13 protein-coding genes are annotated in these 14,961 nt (G+C 60.7%); 8 read left to right on the forward strand and 5 right to left on the reverse strand.

The genetic code is table 11. The features are described 5' to 3' along the window. Positions 1-42 precede the first annotated feature (42 nt). Both AD668_RS12740 and AD668_RS12745 read left to right on the forward strand, forming a co-directional pair. The gene (locus tag AD668_RS12740) at positions 43-1,257 is read left to right on the forward strand and encodes a CaiB/BaiF CoA-transferase family protein (protein ID WP_053159189.1); all 1,215 of its coding nucleotides are present in this window, start codon (positions 43-45) and stop codon (positions 1,255-1,257) included. Between the two features lie 13 nt (positions 1,258-1,270). Beyond that, entirely contained in the window at positions 1,271-2,083 is an 813-nt protein-coding gene (locus AD668_RS12745; RefSeq protein ID WP_053159191.1) for a CoA ester lyase, read from the forward strand. A 107-nt stretch (positions 2,084-2,190) separates the two neighbouring features. Here AD668_RS12745 and AD668_RS12750 read toward each other — a convergent pair whose 3' ends face one another. Continuing rightward, complete coding sequence (locus AD668_RS12750; RefSeq protein ID WP_172681824.1) at positions 2,191-3,195, reverse strand: amidohydrolase; 1,005 nt, start codon at positions 3,193-3,195, stop codon at positions 2,191-2,193. 459 nt (positions 3,196-3,654) lie between these two features. Here AD668_RS12750 and AD668_RS12755 point away from each other — a divergent pair, with 459 nt between their 5' ends. From AD668_RS12755 to AD668_RS12765, 3 genes are all read left to right on the forward strand, one after another. Continuing rightward, positions 3,655-4,992 (forward strand): aromatic acid/H+ symport family MFS transporter, encoded by a 1,338-nt coding sequence (locus tag AD668_RS12755; protein ID WP_053159193.1) that lies wholly within the window; start codon positions 3,655-3,657, stop codon positions 4,990-4,992. Between the two features lie 25 nt (positions 4,993-5,017). Then, complete coding sequence (locus tag AD668_RS12760) at positions 5,018-6,280, forward strand: gallate dioxygenase (protein ID WP_053159196.1); 1,263 nt, start codon at positions 5,018-5,020, stop codon at positions 6,278-6,280. A gap of 123 nt (positions 6,281-6,403) precedes the next feature. Further along, positions 6,404-7,654 (forward strand): OprD family porin, encoded by a 1,251-nt coding sequence (locus tag AD668_RS12765; protein WP_053159198.1) that lies wholly within the window; start codon positions 6,404-6,406, stop codon positions 7,652-7,654. Between the two features lie 19 nt (positions 7,655-7,673). Here the strand turns inward: AD668_RS12765 and AD668_RS12770 are convergent, their stop codons facing one another. Next, positions 7,674-8,912, reverse strand: coding sequence for a LysR family transcriptional regulator (locus tag AD668_RS12770; RefSeq protein WP_053159200.1), 1,239 nt, complete (start codon positions 8,910-8,912; stop codon positions 7,674-7,676). 156 nt (positions 8,913-9,068) lie between these two features. On the opposite strand from AD668_RS12770, the gene galB reads away from it, so the two are divergent. The 3 genes from galB to AD668_RS12785 are packed head-to-tail and all read left to right on the forward strand — an operon-like array spanning position 9,069 to position 11,607. Next, positions 9,069-9,803: a 4-oxalmesaconate hydratase gene (gene galB, locus AD668_RS12775; protein ID WP_053159203.1), complete on the forward strand. Its 735-nt coding sequence runs from the start codon at positions 9,069-9,071 to the stop codon at positions 9,801-9,803. Beyond that, positions 9,800-10,516 (forward strand): 4-carboxy-4-hydroxy-2-oxoadipate aldolase/oxaloacetate decarboxylase, encoded by a 717-nt coding sequence (locus tag AD668_RS12780; protein WP_053159205.1) that lies wholly within the window; start codon positions 9,800-9,802, stop codon positions 10,514-10,516. The genes galB and AD668_RS12780 overlap by 4 nt, the downstream gene beginning before the upstream one ends. Positions 10,517-10,518: 2 nt before the next feature. Beyond that, positions 10,519-11,607 (forward strand): 4-oxalomesaconate tautomerase, encoded by a 1,089-nt coding sequence (locus tag AD668_RS12785; protein ID WP_053159207.1) that lies wholly within the window; start codon positions 10,519-10,521, stop codon positions 11,605-11,607. Between the two features lie 176 nt (positions 11,608-11,783). Here the strand turns inward: AD668_RS12785 and AD668_RS12790 are convergent, their stop codons facing one another. From AD668_RS12790 to AD668_RS12800, 3 genes are all read right to left on the reverse strand, one after another. After that, positions 11,784-13,364, reverse strand: coding sequence for an arylsulfatase (locus AD668_RS12790; protein ID WP_053159209.1), 1,581 nt, complete (start codon positions 13,362-13,364; stop codon positions 11,784-11,786). 196 nt (positions 13,365-13,560) lie between these two features. Next, a complete protein-coding gene (locus AD668_RS12795) occupies positions 13,561-14,193 on the reverse strand; it encodes an SDR family NAD(P)-dependent oxidoreductase (protein WP_053159211.1) in 633 nt (210 codons plus the stop codon). Next, the gene (locus AD668_RS12800) at positions 14,190-14,837 is read right to left on the reverse strand and encodes a TetR/AcrR family transcriptional regulator (RefSeq protein ID WP_053159213.1); all 648 of its coding nucleotides are present in this window, start codon (positions 14,835-14,837) and stop codon (positions 14,190-14,192) included. Before AD668_RS12800 ends, AD668_RS12795 begins: the two co-directional genes overlap by 4 nt. Positions 14,838-14,961 lie beyond the last annotated feature (124 nt).

A 14,961-nucleotide genomic window follows, 5' to 3' on the forward strand; every position in this document is an offset into this window, starting at 1 on the left:
GGGAAATCGATGAGCCATACCCGTACACCGGCCGCTTTCCCAATGAACAGTGTAAACCTGAAACAACGCCCCCTCGACGGCATCACCGTAGTCAGCCTCGAACACGCCATCGCGGCGCCGTTCTGCACGCGTCAATTGGCTGATCTGGGGGCACGGGTAATCAAGGTCGAGCGACCCGGCAGCGGCGACTTCGCCCGTGGATACGACGAGCGTGTGCGGGGCATGGCCTCGCATTTTGTCTGGACCAATCGCTCCAAGGAAAGCATCGCGCTGGATCTCAAGCTGCCGCAAGGCCAGGTCATTCTCGAACAACTGTTGCAGCAAGCCGATGTCCTGGTGCAAAACCTTGCGCCGGGCGCCGCTGCAAGAATGGGCCTGTCGTTCGAGGCGTTGCATGAGCGCCATCCACAACTGATTGTCTGCGACATTTCCGGTTATGGAGAAGGTGGCACGTACGAGGACAAGAAAGCCTACGACCTGCTGATCCAGAGCGAAAGCGGCTTTCTGTCCGTGACCGGGAATGCGACGCAGGAGGGCATGGCCAAGGCCGGTTGCTCGATTGCCGATATTTCCGCCGGCATGTACGCCTATACCGGGATTCTGTCGGCACTGTTGCTGCGTGACAAAACCGGGCAGGGCAGTCGTGTCGAAGTGTCGATGCTGGAAAGCCTGGTGGAGTGGATGGGCTTTCCGATGTACTACGCCTTTGAAGACGCCGAGCCACCGCAACGGACCGGGGCATCCCACGCGACGATTTACCCCTACGGCCCGTTTCCGACCGGTGACAACGGCACGGTGATGATCGGGCTGCAAAACGAACGTGAATGGGTGAAGTTCTGTCAAACCGTGCTTCAGCGTCCCGAGCTGATTGAGGACCCTCGGTTTTCGGCCAACTTCAAACGCTCGGCCAACCGTGAGGCCTTGTGCGCAATCATTATCGAGGTGTTCGCGCAGCTGGACGCCGCCGCCATCATCGCAAGGCTCGATGCCGCGCAGATCGCCAATGCGCAGGTCAACGACATGGCCGGTGTGTGGGCGCATCCGCAGCTCAAGGCCAGGGGCCGCTGGACCGAGGTCGCGAGCCCGGTGGGAATTCTGCCGACGCTCTTGCCACCCGCCAGCAGCAATGCGTTTTCACCTTACATGGCGCCAGTCCCCGGACTGGGTCAGCACAGCCGTAGCCTGCTGGGTGAGCTGGGTTACAGCACCGACGATATTCAGCGCCTGAACGAAACCGGCGTTGTCCAGAACGACTGAAAGAGGAATGTCGATGTCCAGACTGTTTGTTCGCTCGGCGCTGTTTGTGCCGGGCAATCGTCCTGAGCGTTTTGCCAAGGCGCTGGCCAGTGGTGCCGACGTCGTGATCGTCGATTTCGAAGACGCCGTGGCAGCGCAGGACAAAGCGCTGACCCGTGAGCAGCTTGCCGCGTATTTCAACACGCATCCGGAGGCGCGGGTCTGGGTGCGGATCAATGCCAGCGCAACCCAGGAGCATGAGGCCGATCTTGAACACTGTCGCCAGCACCCTGGTGTGGTCGGGATATTGCTGCCAAAGGCCGAATCAACCGCTCAAGTGAGCGAAGTCACGGCGCTTGGCAAACCGGTCTGGCCAATCATCGAAAGCGCGCAGGGCGTGCTGGCCATCGGTGCAATTGCGTCGTGCCGCGGTGTGCAGCGCCTGACGTTCGGGGCACTGGATCTTGCCCTCGACCTGGGGTTGAAGGCGGGTAGTGGCGGGGCTGAAGCCGTGTTCGACCAGACCCGTTATGCCCTGTTGCTGCACTCGCGGGTCAACGCTCTGGAACCGCCGCTGGACAGTGTCTATCCGGCTTTCGAAGATGACGCGGGACTGGCCTGCGCCATGCAGCGTGTCCGCGATATGGGCATGGGGGGAGCCTTGTGCATTCACCCGCGACAAGTGCCTGTCGTGCACGCGGCGCTGGCGCCCAGCGCTGAAGAAATGGCCTGGGCACGCCGCGTGGTCAGTGCGGCCGAGTCCGGTGAAGCGGCGTTCAAAGTGGACGGGGCAATGGTCGACGCGCCTGTGCTCGGTCGGGCGCGCCGTTTGTTATCGCTGGGTTGACTGGTTCTTGTGAGTCTGTTGTGCCACCCCGGCCAATGCGCTTGCGGGAATTGGCGGCACGCGAGATACCCAACCGTGGCAGGCCGATTGCCCCGTGACAGGTGGAGTCAGGCGGTGAAGCCGAACAGACGTCTTGGGGTCTCCCACAGTATTTGCTGGCGGTCACTGGCATTGGGGAACATTTCGCCGAAGTTGGTCAGAACAGTGCCCAATTCCATGTTTTGACGCGCACGCAAGAACGGCCAGTCCGTGCCCCACATACAGTTTTCGGCTGTGAACGCCTGCAGCAGTGCCAGTTGATAGGGCTTGGCATCGGCATAGGGGTAACGCTCTTTGGAGTATTGCGACAGCCCCGAGAGTTTGACGAAGGTACGTCCGTTGCCGGCCAGCGACAGCAATGCCTGGAAGGCCGGTTGGTGCAGGCCGGCACTGGCATCGGGTCGGCCGGAGTGGTCAATCAGCACACGGGGCCGTGTGCGCTGCAACAAGGGCAACAGCGCCAGCAACTGATCGTCCTTCACCTGAATCTGTGCATACAGGTCAAGCTCAGCCAAGCGCCCCATCAGCGCGTCGATTTTCACAAAGCGATCGGGACCCAGTAGCGCAGCATTGAGCGCCACACCGACGACACCCTGTGCCTTGTACTGCGCGAGGGTCTCGCTGGAGACGTCGTTCGGGACCACGATCACACCTTTATGGCGACCGTTGCCGCGAGCCAGCGTTTCCAGCAGACAACTGTTGTCCAAGCCATAAGCCGAGGTCGGCTGCACGACCACGGAATGGCGAATGCCATAGGCTTGCATGACCTGTGCGTAATACGCCGCTGAACCGATCTCGGGTCCTGCCGGCTGGTAGGTGGAGTCGGCGGGATAGGGGAACTGCACAGGGTCGATCACATGATGGTGGCAATCGATCTTGGGTTGAGAAAACAGACTGAGCAGTTGGGAATCCATAACCGTACCTGGCGATTGATCGGTGCCTTCATTGTCTGCGCTCTGCAGGCTGCTGCGTGAGGCCTGGCTCAGGGTCGGCAGGCCAAGCGCGGCGCCGGCTGTCAGCACAATGGTGCTTGTTTTGAGCAGCGAGCGACGGGACAAGCGAGTGTCAGTCATGTTCAAACCCTTCTTTTATTAGTATGTGCAGCGACAAGTCAATTACCACTACCGCCGTCAAGGCAGTGGCTTCGACCTTAAGGTACGCGCTCGCCGAGCGTCTTCTGTGAAGTCATTAAGCAGGTATCGATTTTATTTATGGGTATTAGCATTTGGCCGGGCACCAGGGCGCAAGACCCGCACCAGCTGAGGTTTGGGTAAGGCGCGGTTGCCAATCGAGAAAGCCGCTCTTGTGCATTTGGCACCGTCCTGAGCCTTGAAGCCACGCCGTTTGGCCGCGTAATGACCCGCTGCACGTCATCCGATAAGAAAAACAGATACCTGTTTAAGGATTTCCCAGAGGCGCCGCAGACAACTGCGGCTTTAAAGTCATGCCCAATGTTCGGCTGTCGGACGGCCTCTGGCTTGCACCGATCTCCAGGCCGTACGGTACTTCTACAAAAACAAGAAGGTAAAAGCATGAGTCACGAAACGGTCGACATCAAAGCGTGGATCGACAACCGACCGGTTGCCGGGTACCAGTGGCTCATCATGAGCCTGTGTTTCTTCATTGTGCTTTTCGATGGCCTCGATGTCGCGGTCATGGGTTTTATCGCGCCATCGCTGATACAGGAGTGGGGGTTGTCCAAAGCCGCATTTGGCCCGGTCATGAGTGCCGGGATGGTCGGGCTGGCCATCGGTGCCCTGACCGCTGGCCCTTACGCTGACCGTGTGGGGCGCAAGAAAGTGCTGCTGTTGGCCGTGACGGGGTTCAGTGTGTTGAGCCTGGCGTGTGCGTTTGCGCGTAACCCCTATGAGCTGGCGGCCTTGCGCCTGTTGACCGGTGTGGCCCTGGGCGCCGCGATGCCCAATACCACCACACTGCTTGCCGAGTACCTGCCAGAGCGCAATCGCTCGCTGTTCATCACCATCATGTTTACCGGGTTCAACATGGGATCGGGACTGGGTGGTTTGTTGGCAGCCTGGTTGATTCCGCTGTATGGCTGGAAATCGGTGTTGCTGGCCGGCGGCATTCTGCCAATGGTGCTGCTGCCTTTCCTCTGGTTGTTTCTGCCCGAGTCCGCACGTTTCCTGGCAGCGCGCAATGCACCCGCCGCCCAGATCGCCAAAGTACTGAACAAGCTTGGGGGCAAATTCACGGCAACGACTGACTTCACCCTCGCCGAACCCCAGGCTCAGCACAAGGCACCGGTGCGCATGCTGTTCACCGAACGATATCGGGCCGGCACACTGGCGCTATGGCTGACCTATTTCATGGGCCTGCTGGTGATCTACCTGACCATGGGCTGGATGCCGACCCTGTTGCGTGAAGGCGGTCTGTCCATCGAACGGGCGGCCACCATCACCGGCCTGTTCCAGATCGGCGGGACAGTCGGGGCGATCGTGGTGGGCTGGATCATGGACCGACGCAATCCGAACGGCGTGATCGCCACCTCCTATGCGTTAGGTGGCGTGTTCATCCTGCTGCTGGGGGCTTTCAGCCTGGAGTCGAGCCTGCTGGCGCTTGGCGTGATCGCCGCCGGTTTCTGCATGAGCGGCGCGCAGACAGGCCTCAACGCGTTTGCCCCGGGTTATTACCCGACGGACTTCCGTGCAACGGGCGTGAGCTGGATGCTCGGCATCGGTCGTTTCGGCGGTATCTTTGGCTCTCTCATCGGTGGTGCGGTGCTCAGCCTCGGGTTGGGCCTGCCGTTGCTGTTCGCCCTGTTGAGCGTGCCTGCCTTCATCGCCGCACTGGCGATCCTGGCCAACGGTCTTGCACGGCGTCGGGTCAACCGGGCCTTGCTGGCGCAATAATCTTTTTCGAACACAGGAACTCGTCATGGCACGCATCATCGGTGGCCTCGCTGTATCCCATACACCTACCATCGGCTTCGCAGTCGATCACGATAAGCAGAATGAAGCGGCGTGGGCGCCGATTTTCGAAGGCTTCGAACCGATCAAGGTGTGGTTGAAGGAGCAACAACCGGATGTGCTGTTCTACATCTTCAACGACCATGTGACGTCGTTCTTCTTCGACCACTATGGCGCGTTCTCCCTCGGCGTTGATGAGCGTTACGAGGTCGCCGACGAAGGCGGTAATCCACGCTCGTTGCCCGCAGTGGGTGGGCATGCCGCGTTGTCGCGGCACATTGGTCAAAGCCTGATGGCCGATGAGTTCGACATGAGCTTCTTCCGCGACAAGCCGCTGGACCACGGGTTTTTCTCGCCGATGTCGGCGTTGTTGCCCTGTGATCCGGCGTGGCCGGTGCAGATCGTACCGCTGCAAGTGGGGGTGTTGCAGTTCCCGATCCCCAGTGCGTTGCGCTGCTATAAGTTGGGTCAGGCCCTGCGTCGCGCGATTGAAAGCTATCCCGAAGACTTGAAGGTGGCCATTGTCGCCACTGGCGGTGTGTCCCATCAGGTGCATGGCGAACGCTGCGGATTCAACAACCCGCAGTGGGATGAGCAGTTCATCGATCTGCTGGTCAACGACCCGCAGCGCCTGACCGAACTGACCCACGCCGAGTACGCCACCCTGGGCGGGATGGAAGGCTCGGAGGTCATCACCTGGCTGATCATGCGCGGCGCGTTGTCGGCCACGGTGAAAAATCTGCATCAGGACTATTACCTGCCATCCATGACCGGTATCGCGACCCTGTTGCTGGAAAACCAGGACCGTGCGCTGCCTGCCGACGTCAACGCACGCCACTTGCAGCACATGCAGCACCAGTTGGCCGGCATCGAAAAACTCGAGGGCACCTATCCATTCACTCTGGAGCGCAGCGCCAAGGGCTATCGCCTCAACAAGTTCCTGCACCGCATGATCGAGCCGCAATGGCGCCAGCGCTTTCTCGAAACGCCGGAAGCGTTGTTCGATGAAGGCGGCCTGAGCGACGAGGAACGGGATCTGTTGCGCCGCCGTGACTGGCGCGGGCTGATTCAGTACGGGGCGATCTTCTTCGTGCTGGAGAAACTCGCGGCGGTCCTCGGGATTCCCAACCTGCAGGTCTACGCCGCCATGCGTGGACAGAGCCTGGAGGCGTTCATGAAAACCCGAAATCAGCAGGTGCTCTACTCGGTGGCGGGCAAAGGCCCGCGCTGAACTTCAGCAGTGAGCGCGGCTCGTCCCGGGCCGCTTTCGATTTTTTTCTTCTTGAACTTGCTGTGCCTGGTGATTGCGGGCGCAGGGCATTTCCTTTACTCAAAAAACCGGAAAACAATAACAATGAAAACCGTCGTTAATCATCGAATTGTCTGTTCGCTGGCAACTATCTGCGCATTACCGCTGCCAGCATCCGCCGCTGGCTTTATTGACGATGCCAGCGCCAACCTGAACCTGCGCAACGCCTACTTCAACCGCAACTACACCAACCCGGCCTACCCCCAGGGCAAAGCCGAAGAGTGGACCCAGAGCTTCATCCTCGACGCCAAGTCCGGTTTCACCCAAGGCCCAGTCGGCTTTGGTGCCGATGTGCTGGGGCTGGTCTCGGTCAAGCTCGATGGCGGCAAAGGCACCGGCGGCACGCAGCTGTTGCCGATCCATGATGATGGCCGCCCTGCCGACAGCTTCGGCCGCCTCGGTGTGGCGCTGAAAGGAAAAATCTCCAAGACCGAATTGAAGGTCGGCGAGTGGATGCCGGTGCTGCCGATCCTGCGTTCCGACGACGGCCGTTCGCTGCCGCAAACCTTCCAGGGCGGCCAGTTGACCTCCACCGAGATCAGCGGCCTGACCCTCTACGGCGGCCAGTTCCGCCAGAACAGCCCGCGCAACGATGCGAGCATGGAAGACATGTTCATGAACGGCAAATCGGCGGCCTTCAGCTCGGACCGTTTCAACTTCGGTGGCGGTGAATATGCCTTCAACGAAAAGCGCACTCAGGTTGGCGTCTGGTACGCGGAACTCAGCGACATCTACCAGCAGCAGTATTTCAACCTGAGCCACAGCCAGCCCATCGGCGACTGGACCCTGGGCGCCAACCTCGGTTACTTCATCGGCAAGGAAGACGGCAGTGCCCTGGCCGGCGACCTCGACAACAAGACCGCGTTCGCGCTGCTCTCGGCCAAGTACGGCGGCAACACTTTCTATGTCGGCCTGCAGAAACTCAGCGGCGACGATGTGTGGATGCGCGTCAATGGCAGCAGCGGCGGCACTCTGGCCAACGACAGCTACAACTCCAGCTACGACAACGCCCGGGAAAAATCCTGGCAAGTGCGCCACGACTACAACTTCGCCGCCCTCGGTGTGCCTGGACTGACCCTGATGAACCGCTATATCAGCGGCGACAACGTGCACACCGGGACCATCACCGACGGCACGGAATGGGGCCGTGAATCGGAACTGGCCTACACGGTGCAGAGCGGTCCGCTCAAAAGCCTCAACGTCAAATGGCGCAACGCGAGCATCCGCAAGAGCTTCAGCACGAACGAGTTCGATGAAAACCGGGTGTTTATCAGCTACCCGATCAGCCTGCTGTAAAATCAAAAGATCGCAGCCGCTACCTTGTTCCCGCGTCGGGGTGGAGCGTCGCGTTCGTCGCTTGCTCGCGGATCACCCGACGAATCATGTCCATCAGCGCCTGGGCGACAGGGGAGTGCAGGCAGCCATTGCGATAAGTCAGACCGATAGCCCGGGTGGTCTGGTTAAGCTCCAGGGGCAGAATGCACAGTTCGCCCGAAGCGATCTCCTGTTCCAGTTGATGGGCGGACACGGCGGCAAGCATGTCCGAGCGCAACAACAGGCCGCGGATGATTGCCATGTCGCCGCTTTCCACGACAGGCCGGGGCGGGGCAATGCCGAACCGGGTGAAACATTCATCAAGCATCTGCCGGGCTGGCGAGCCGGCGCGAGGCAGCACCCACCGGGCAGCGACCAATTCATCGTGCCGCACTGCTTTTGAACAGAGCGGGTGATCGCGTCGCGCCAACACCACCATGTCTTCCGTGAGCAGCGCTTCGCCGACCAGGTCGCTGGCGTAGGCCTCCGGGCGCAAGGCACCAAAGACGAAATCGACATCACCTGCACGCAGCTCTGTCGCCAGTAGATCAAACGGACTTTCGTTGGTAATCACCTGGATTCCAGGGTGTTCGGCCATCATGCGCACCATGGCTTCGGGCAATATCCGGGTGCGGCCCAAGGGTAGGGCGCCGACCTGCACCACGCCTTGCAAGGTGCCGCGCAGAGCCGTGATATCGGTCTCGATGTGGCGCAGTTCGTTCAGCGCCCGGCGGATCGCAAAGAGAATTTCGTGGCTGGCACGGGTGGGCTGCAATCCGCGAGGCGTGCGCTCGAACAGCGGTTGGCCACAGCCGCTTTCCATGACCTTGATGGTCGAACTGATGGCCGGCTGACTGAGACCGAGCAGGCTGGCGACGGTCTGCATGTGGCGGGTTTCGCAGAGTTTGACGAACACTTGCAGGCGTCGGGCCTGGAACAGGTACAGCGGCTCGACCGCACGCTTATCCGCGCCATCGAGCAGTCGCGGCACACTGTCGAGTTCGGCCAGCACGCGACGTGCCCGCGGCAGCAAGCGCTCGCCGAAATCGGTCAGACGCATGCCGTTGGCGTGGCGTTCGAACAAGGGCACATCGAGCCGTGCCTCCAGTTCGGAGATCGACCGGGTCACCACGGACTGAGCGCGAAACAACGCAACAGAGGCCCTGGAAACACTCCCGTGATCGGCCACCCGGACAAAGGCGCGTACGTGCATCAGGCTGGGCAGTTCGGTGGATTCCATGGGGCTCGGGCTCTGCGAAGGGGCTTTGGAGCGCAACTATGCCGCTGCCATTTTCGGATGGCAATAAAAAAAACGCATACCTAAAACACTTCAATGCATTACTCCTGGGGCGAGTCGCAGTGCGATGCTCGTTCGAAACGCATGAGGAGTTTCGCAATGATCGAGTCACCGAAAAACGCGCTGGTCGTCAGCGCCCACTCTGCCGATTTCGTCTGGCGTGCGGGCGGTGCCATCGCGCTGCATGCGCAACAGGGTTATGCCGTGCACATCGTCTGCCTGTCGTTCGGTGAGCGCGGTGAGTCCGCCAAGCTGTGGCGCAAGGGCCAGATGAGCGAAGAAAAAGTCAAAAGCGCTCGGCGTGAAGAGGCCCAGGCGGCGGCCGATATCCTGGGGGCCAGCGTCGAGTTCTTCGACATCGGTGACTACCCGATGCGGGCCGACAAGGACACTCTGTTTCGCCTGGCGGATGTGTTTCGTCGCGTCCAGCCCGAGTTTGTCCTCAGCCACTCGCAGAAAGACCCTTACAACTACGATCACCCATTGGTCATGAACCTCACGCAGGAGGCGCGCATCATCGCCCAGGCCGAAGGCTACAAGCCGGGGGAGAAAATTGTCGGTGCGCCGCCGGTCTACAGCTTCGAGCCGCATCAGCCCGAGCAATGCGAATGGCGCCCCGATGTGTTGCTGGACATCACCTCGGTCTGGGACAAGAAGTACGCGGCCATCCAGTGCATGGCCGGTCAGGAACACCTCTGGGAGTACTACACACGCGTCGCGCTGCAGCGCGGTGTGCAGGCCAAGCGCAACGTTGGCATCACCTCCAGTCGTGACATCGTTTATGGCGAGGGCTACCAGAGCATCTTCCCCCGTGTCACGGAGAACCTGGCATGAGCGAGCTGATCGGAAAGACCGGCGTTGTCGTACGCCACATCGCCAGGGCCGAGCAGGCCCTGGTCGATGAACTGGGGCGCTTCGGTGTCGCGACCATTCACGAGTCTCAAGGGCGAAAAGGCCTGTTGACGTCTGCGATCACGCCGATTCAACGAGGGTCGGTCGTCAGCGGTTCGGTGGTCACGGTGCTGGTTGCGCCGGGCGATAACTGGATGTTCCATGTGGCGGTGGAGCAGTGCCGCCCCGGCGATATCCTGGTGGTTGCCCCCAGCTCACCGTGCACCGACGGTTACTTCGGCGACCTGCTTGCCACTTCGCTCAAGGCCCATGGTGTACGAGCACTGGTAATCGATGCCGGCGTGCGCGATACCCACACCCTGCGCGAGATGGGCTTCCCGGTCTGGTCCCGCGCCATCAGTGCCCAGGGCACCATCAAGGAGACCCTCGGTTCGGTCAACCTGCCGCTGGTGTGCGGCGGTCAATTGGTCAACCCGGGCGACGTGGTGGTGGCCGATGACGATGGCGTGGTCATCGTGCGTCGCGACGAAGTGGCGCAGGTTGTCGAAGCCAGTCGCGCACGTGCTGACCTTGAGGAGCACAAAGCCTTGCGCCTGGCCAAGGGCGAACTGGGGCTGGACATCTACAACATGCGCCAGCGGCTCGCGGAGAAGGGCCTGCGCTACGTCGACAGCCTCGATGAGCTCGGAGATTGAACATGGGCCAGACACGCATTCCTTGCCTGTTGATGCGCGGCGGGACCTCGAAGGGCGCGTACTTCCTGGCCCGCGACTTGCCTGAACAGCACGTACTTCGCGACCGCGTGCTGCTGGCGGTCATGGGCTCGCCGGATGCGCGACAGATCGATGGCATCGGTGGCGGCGACTCGCTGACCAGCAAGGTGGCGATCATCAAACCCTCCGCACGCGCCGACGCCGATGTCGACTACCTGTTCGCCCAAGTGCTGGTCGATGAACCGCGGGTCGACTACGGCCAGAACTGCGGCAACATTCTCGCCGGTGTCGGGCCGTTCGCGATTGAGCGCGCCCTGGTGGCCGTTACGGGTGATATAACCCCGGTGCGCATTTTCATGGAAAACACCGGGCAGATCGCGATTGCTCATGTACCGACACCGGAAGGCGCTGTCAGCTATTCGGGCGCCGCGCGGATAGATGGTGTGCCAGGCTATGCAGCGCCATTGATCGTGGAGTTCGAGGATGTCGCCGGCTCCAGTTGCGGTGCTTTGTTGCCCACTGGCAACGTTGTGGATCTGTTCGATGGCGTTGAAGTCACCTGCGTCGACAACGGCATGCCAGTGGTGCTGATCCGAGCCGAAGACCTCGGGTTGAGCGGCTATGAGAGTCCGACTCAACTGGATGCCAATTCTGAATTGAAGGCCCGCCTCGAATCGATCCGCCTGCAAGCGGGGCCGAGCATGAACCTGGGCGACGTCACTCAGCGCAACGTGCCCAAAATGTGCCTGATTGCGCGGGCACAAGCGGGTGGTTCACTCAGCACCCGCACCTTTATTCCGCACCGATGCCACACCAGCATTGGCGTGTTCGGTGCGGTCAGTGTGGCGGTTGCCTGCCTGATCGAGGGCAGTGTGGCGGCGAGTGTGGCGTGTGCCGTTGATGGCGAAGTCAGGCAACTCTCGGTTGAACACCCCACGGGCGAGTTCACCGTAGAATTGCGTCTGCGCAATGATCGTTTGATCAGTTGCGGGCTGATGAGAACTGCCCGGTTGTTATCAGATGGGGTTGTATGTATTGCGCAGACGCTATGGTCAGGCAATCAGGGCCGTTAAACGTGCTGTCCCGGCCCTCGGTAATCCGGTGGATAGGCATGGCTCATGCGCATGAGCGCGGGTAAGCGTCCGCACAGCCGAAGGCCGCCAGTCAGAAAGCAATTGCCCCCGTAGCGGCGCAGGGGGCAACGCGGTACAAGAAATCAGGGCGTCCACGCGGCAGTGGACGACACCTGTCACTGCCTGGCCTGGGCTTTATTGTTCTGTTCGATTTTCGCGTCTACCGCAGCGCGGATCTGATCGATGCTGAAGCTGGCCGGTTTCTGGCTAGGTGGATACTCGACGAAGGTTTGCAGGAACCTCGCTGCCTTGGCCACCCCGGCCGCCAGCAAGTAAGAGTTCTTTACCGTCCAGTCGTAATACTGGTCAGACACCGTGTCGGCCCTTTCATACGGGTCCATCCGCAGGTTAAACAGTTTCGGGACGCGCAACGGCACAAAAGGGCTGCTCCATACCGCAAAACCACCGGGCTCACGCTGTTCGGCGAAGACCACCTTCCAATGGTCGTAACGCATCGACACCAGCACGCCGTCGTCGTTGAAGTAGTAGAACTCCTTGCGCTCGCCTTTAGGCTGCTGGCCCGTCAGATACGGCAACTGGTTGTAGCCATCGAGGTGCACCTTGAAGTTGTTCCCGCCGGAGGTCGGTGCCCAGCCCTTGAGCAGCTTGTTCTTCACGTCGGCATCGCCAGCGGCCGCCAGCAAGGTCGGGAACCAGTCCATGCCCGAGAACATCTCGTTGGACACTTCGCCGGCCTTGATCTTGCCTGGCCAGCGCACAATCGCCGGTACGCGGTAAGCACCTTCCCAGTTCGAGTTCTTCTCGTTACGGAACGGCGTGGTCGCCGCGTCCGGCCAGGAGAACTGGTTCGGGCCGTTGTCGGTGGTGTAGACGACGATGGTGTTGTCGGTGATTTTCAGGTCGTCGAGGGTTTTCAGCAGTTTGCCGACGTCCCCGTCGTGCTCGATCATGCCGTCCGCATAATCGTTGCCGGGCATGCCGCTTTGGCCCTTCATCGATTCACGCACATGGGTGAACAAGTGCATGCGCGTGGTGTTCATCCAGACGAAAAACGGTTTGTCCGCCTTGGCCTGTTTCTCGATGAAGGCTTGCGCAGCGGCGGTGGTTTCGTCGTCGATGGTTTCCATGCGCTTGCTGGTCAGCGCGCCGGTGTCTTCGATCTTGCCGTCGGCGTAGCTGTGGATTACGCCTCGCGGTGTGCGGGATTTGACGAAGTCCGGATCATCCTTCGGCCAATACGCACGCTCGGGTTCTTCTTCGGCATTGAGGTGGTACAGGTTGCCGAAGAACTCATCGAAACCGTGGTTGGTGGGAAGAAACTCGTCCTTGTCGCCCAGGTGATTCTTGCCGAACTGACCGGTCGCGTAGCCCTGGGACTTGAGGGCCTGGGCGAGGGTGATGTCACGCTTTTGCAGGCCAATGGGCGCACCCGGTACGCCGACCTTGGTCAGGCCGGTACGCAACGGCGACTGACCGGTGATGAATGACGAGCGCCCGGCAGTGCAGCTGTTCTCCGCATAGTAGTCGGTGAACAGCATGCCTTCGTGGGCGATGCGGTCGATGTTTGGCGTCTTGTAGCCGACCACGCCCATCGAATAGGCACTGATGTTGGTCTGGCCGATATCGTCGCCGAAGATCACCAGAATGTTGGGTTTGTCAGCGGCATTCGCCGCCATTGCCATGACCGTTGTCGCTACGAAGGCGAGTCCGGGCAGCCACTTTTTAATGCGAGTCATCAGACTGGCTCCTTGTTGACGGGCGTCGCGCAGGGCGACCAGTGGCCATGTTCGAGCGTCATCAAAAGGTTTGCGCCACCCACATCAGGTGGCCATGACCTGTAGGAGCTGCCGCAGGCTGCGATCTTTTGACTTTGGCTTTTTCAAGATCAAAAGATCGCAGCCTGCGGCAGCTCCTACGTTGAACCGCGCGGCGTCAGGCATTGCGGTGGTCGATGTGCAACACCGCGCCGGTTACGCTGGCGCCTGCACCGCTGGCCAGCAACAACAACGGCCCGTTGAGTTCTTGCAGGCCGGTGTCCTTGTCACGTCCGGCAGCGATGACATTGACGCGAATGCGGTGCGGCGTCAGCGACTGGGCCATGGCCCGGCTCATGCGGATCAGGCTGCTGTTGGGCCGCAGGCAGGGGTTGGGCGAGCTGATCGGGCGCGGTGGCGGGTCGATGTTGACGATGCTGCCGCCACGCTCGGCCTTGATCATGTGCAGGCTGGTGCAATGCACGAGATGATTGTTTAGCGCCACGTGTTCTCGCTCGGCACTGTTGTTGATCAATACATCGACACTGCCGAAGCGTTTTTCAACGGCAACCAGCGCCGCTTCGATGCTGGCGCGTCGAGCGCTATCGAGGTCGACGATCAAGACTTCGCCACCTTCCCAGCGCAGGTCCGCCGCCAGTTGTTTCAGTTGAGATGGGTGTTGTGCGCCGATGGCTACACGCGCTCCGGCGCGGCTGATCAGGCTGGCGAAATGCGCGCCGAGCCGGGTGCTGGCGTCAGCGACCAGCACGGTTTTTCCAGCCATGGAGAACCGTTGCATGAGATCACTCATGACCGTGCCTCCATCGGTGCGCTGCGGCGAGTAATCGCCGGGCGGCGGGTGGGGGCGCGGGGTGTTGCAACGGGGACGGCGCCAAGCATTTTCATCACCAGGTCCGAGTAATGTCGGATCACCTCGTCGATGCTCCAACGGCCATCGGCCTGATACCAAATGCAAGCGTGGGTAAGCATGTTGAACAGGGTGCGGGCCATCAGCTTCGGCTCTGCGCAACTCAGCGAGCCTTCTTGAACGCCTTGTTCCAGAAGATCCTGCATTCCCTTGAGGTAGAGCCGACGAGCCTGGCGCACCAGGGTCAGGGATTGTTCGTCCAGGCTTCTGAATTCCAGATTGCCGAGCACAGCCTGGTCCTGATGTTCCAGGTGATAGCGCACATGGCAGGCAATGAACGCACGCAGTTTGAACGCGGCATTGGCAGCGGTGGCAGGGCGCTGGCGTTGCCATTCGTGGGACAAACCCTGGAAGTATTCGAGGATCAGTTCCAGTAGCAACTCGCTTTTGCCTTTGTAGTAGAGGTACAGCGTCGAAGCGTTGATTCCCGATTCGGCCGCCAGTTGACGAAGGCTCATCGACTCGTAGCCGTTACGCGAAATCAGCTTGATGGCAGCCAGGCGGATGGTGCTTTCGGTCATGTTCATGGTGTGATCCTGCGATCCCTGTAGAAGCGTGCTTGCTCGCGATGGTCGTCAACGATGACACTGGCTGTCTGATTGGACGTCCATCGCGAGCATCCGAGCGTCGGCCGGCTGCTCCTACAGTTTT

Origin of the sequence: Pseudomonas sp. P1.8, from assembly GCF_001269805.1 — a bacterium.
In the GTDB taxonomy this organism is placed as follows: Bacteria; Pseudomonadota; Gammaproteobacteria; order Pseudomonadales; family Pseudomonadaceae; genus Aquipseudomonas.

Bases quoted from the DNA above. Each gene is read 5' to 3' on its own strand.
- AD668_RS12760 (WP_053159196.1), top strand. From the start codon at position 5,018: ATGGCACGCATCATCGGTGGCCTCGCTGTATCCCATACACCTACCATC.
- AD668_RS12795 (WP_053159211.1), bottom strand. From the start codon at position 14,193: ATGAGTGATCTCATGCAACGGTTCTCCATGGCTGGAAAAACCGTGCTG.
- AD668_RS12745 (WP_053159191.1), top strand. From the start codon at position 1,271: ATGTCCAGACTGTTTGTTCGCTCGGCGCTGTTTGTGCCGGGCAATCGT.
- AD668_RS12780 (WP_053159205.1), top strand. From the start codon at position 9,800: ATGAGCGAGCTGATCGGAAAGACCGGCGTTGTCGTACGCCACATCGCC.
- AD668_RS12755 (WP_053159193.1), top strand. From the start codon at position 3,655: ATGAGTCACGAAACGGTCGACATCAAAGCGTGGATCGACAACCGACCG.
- AD668_RS12790 (WP_053159209.1), bottom strand. From the start codon at position 13,364: ATGACTCGCATTAAAAAGTGGCTGCCCGGACTCGCCTTCGTAGCGACA.
- AD668_RS12785 (WP_053159207.1), top strand. From the start codon at position 10,519: ATGGGCCAGACACGCATTCCTTGCCTGTTGATGCGCGGCGGGACCTCG.
- AD668_RS12770 (WP_053159200.1), bottom strand. From the start codon at position 8,912: ATGGAATCCACCGAACTGCCCAGCCTGATGCACGTACGCGCCTTTGTC.
- AD668_RS12750 (WP_172681824.1), bottom strand. From the start codon at position 3,195: ATGACTGACACTCGCTTGTCCCGTCGCTCGCTGCTCAAAACAAGCACC.
- AD668_RS12765 (WP_053159198.1), top strand. From the start codon at position 6,404: ATGAAAACCGTCGTTAATCATCGAATTGTCTGTTCGCTGGCAACTATC.
- galB (WP_053159203.1), top strand. From the start codon at position 9,069: ATGATCGAGTCACCGAAAAACGCGCTGGTCGTCAGCGCCCACTCTGCC.
- AD668_RS12740 (WP_053159189.1), top strand. From the start codon at position 43: ATGAACAGTGTAAACCTGAAACAACGCCCCCTCGACGGCATCACCGTA.
- AD668_RS12800 (WP_053159213.1), bottom strand. From the start codon at position 14,837: ATGAACATGACCGAAAGCACCATCCGCCTGGCTGCCATCAAGCTGATT.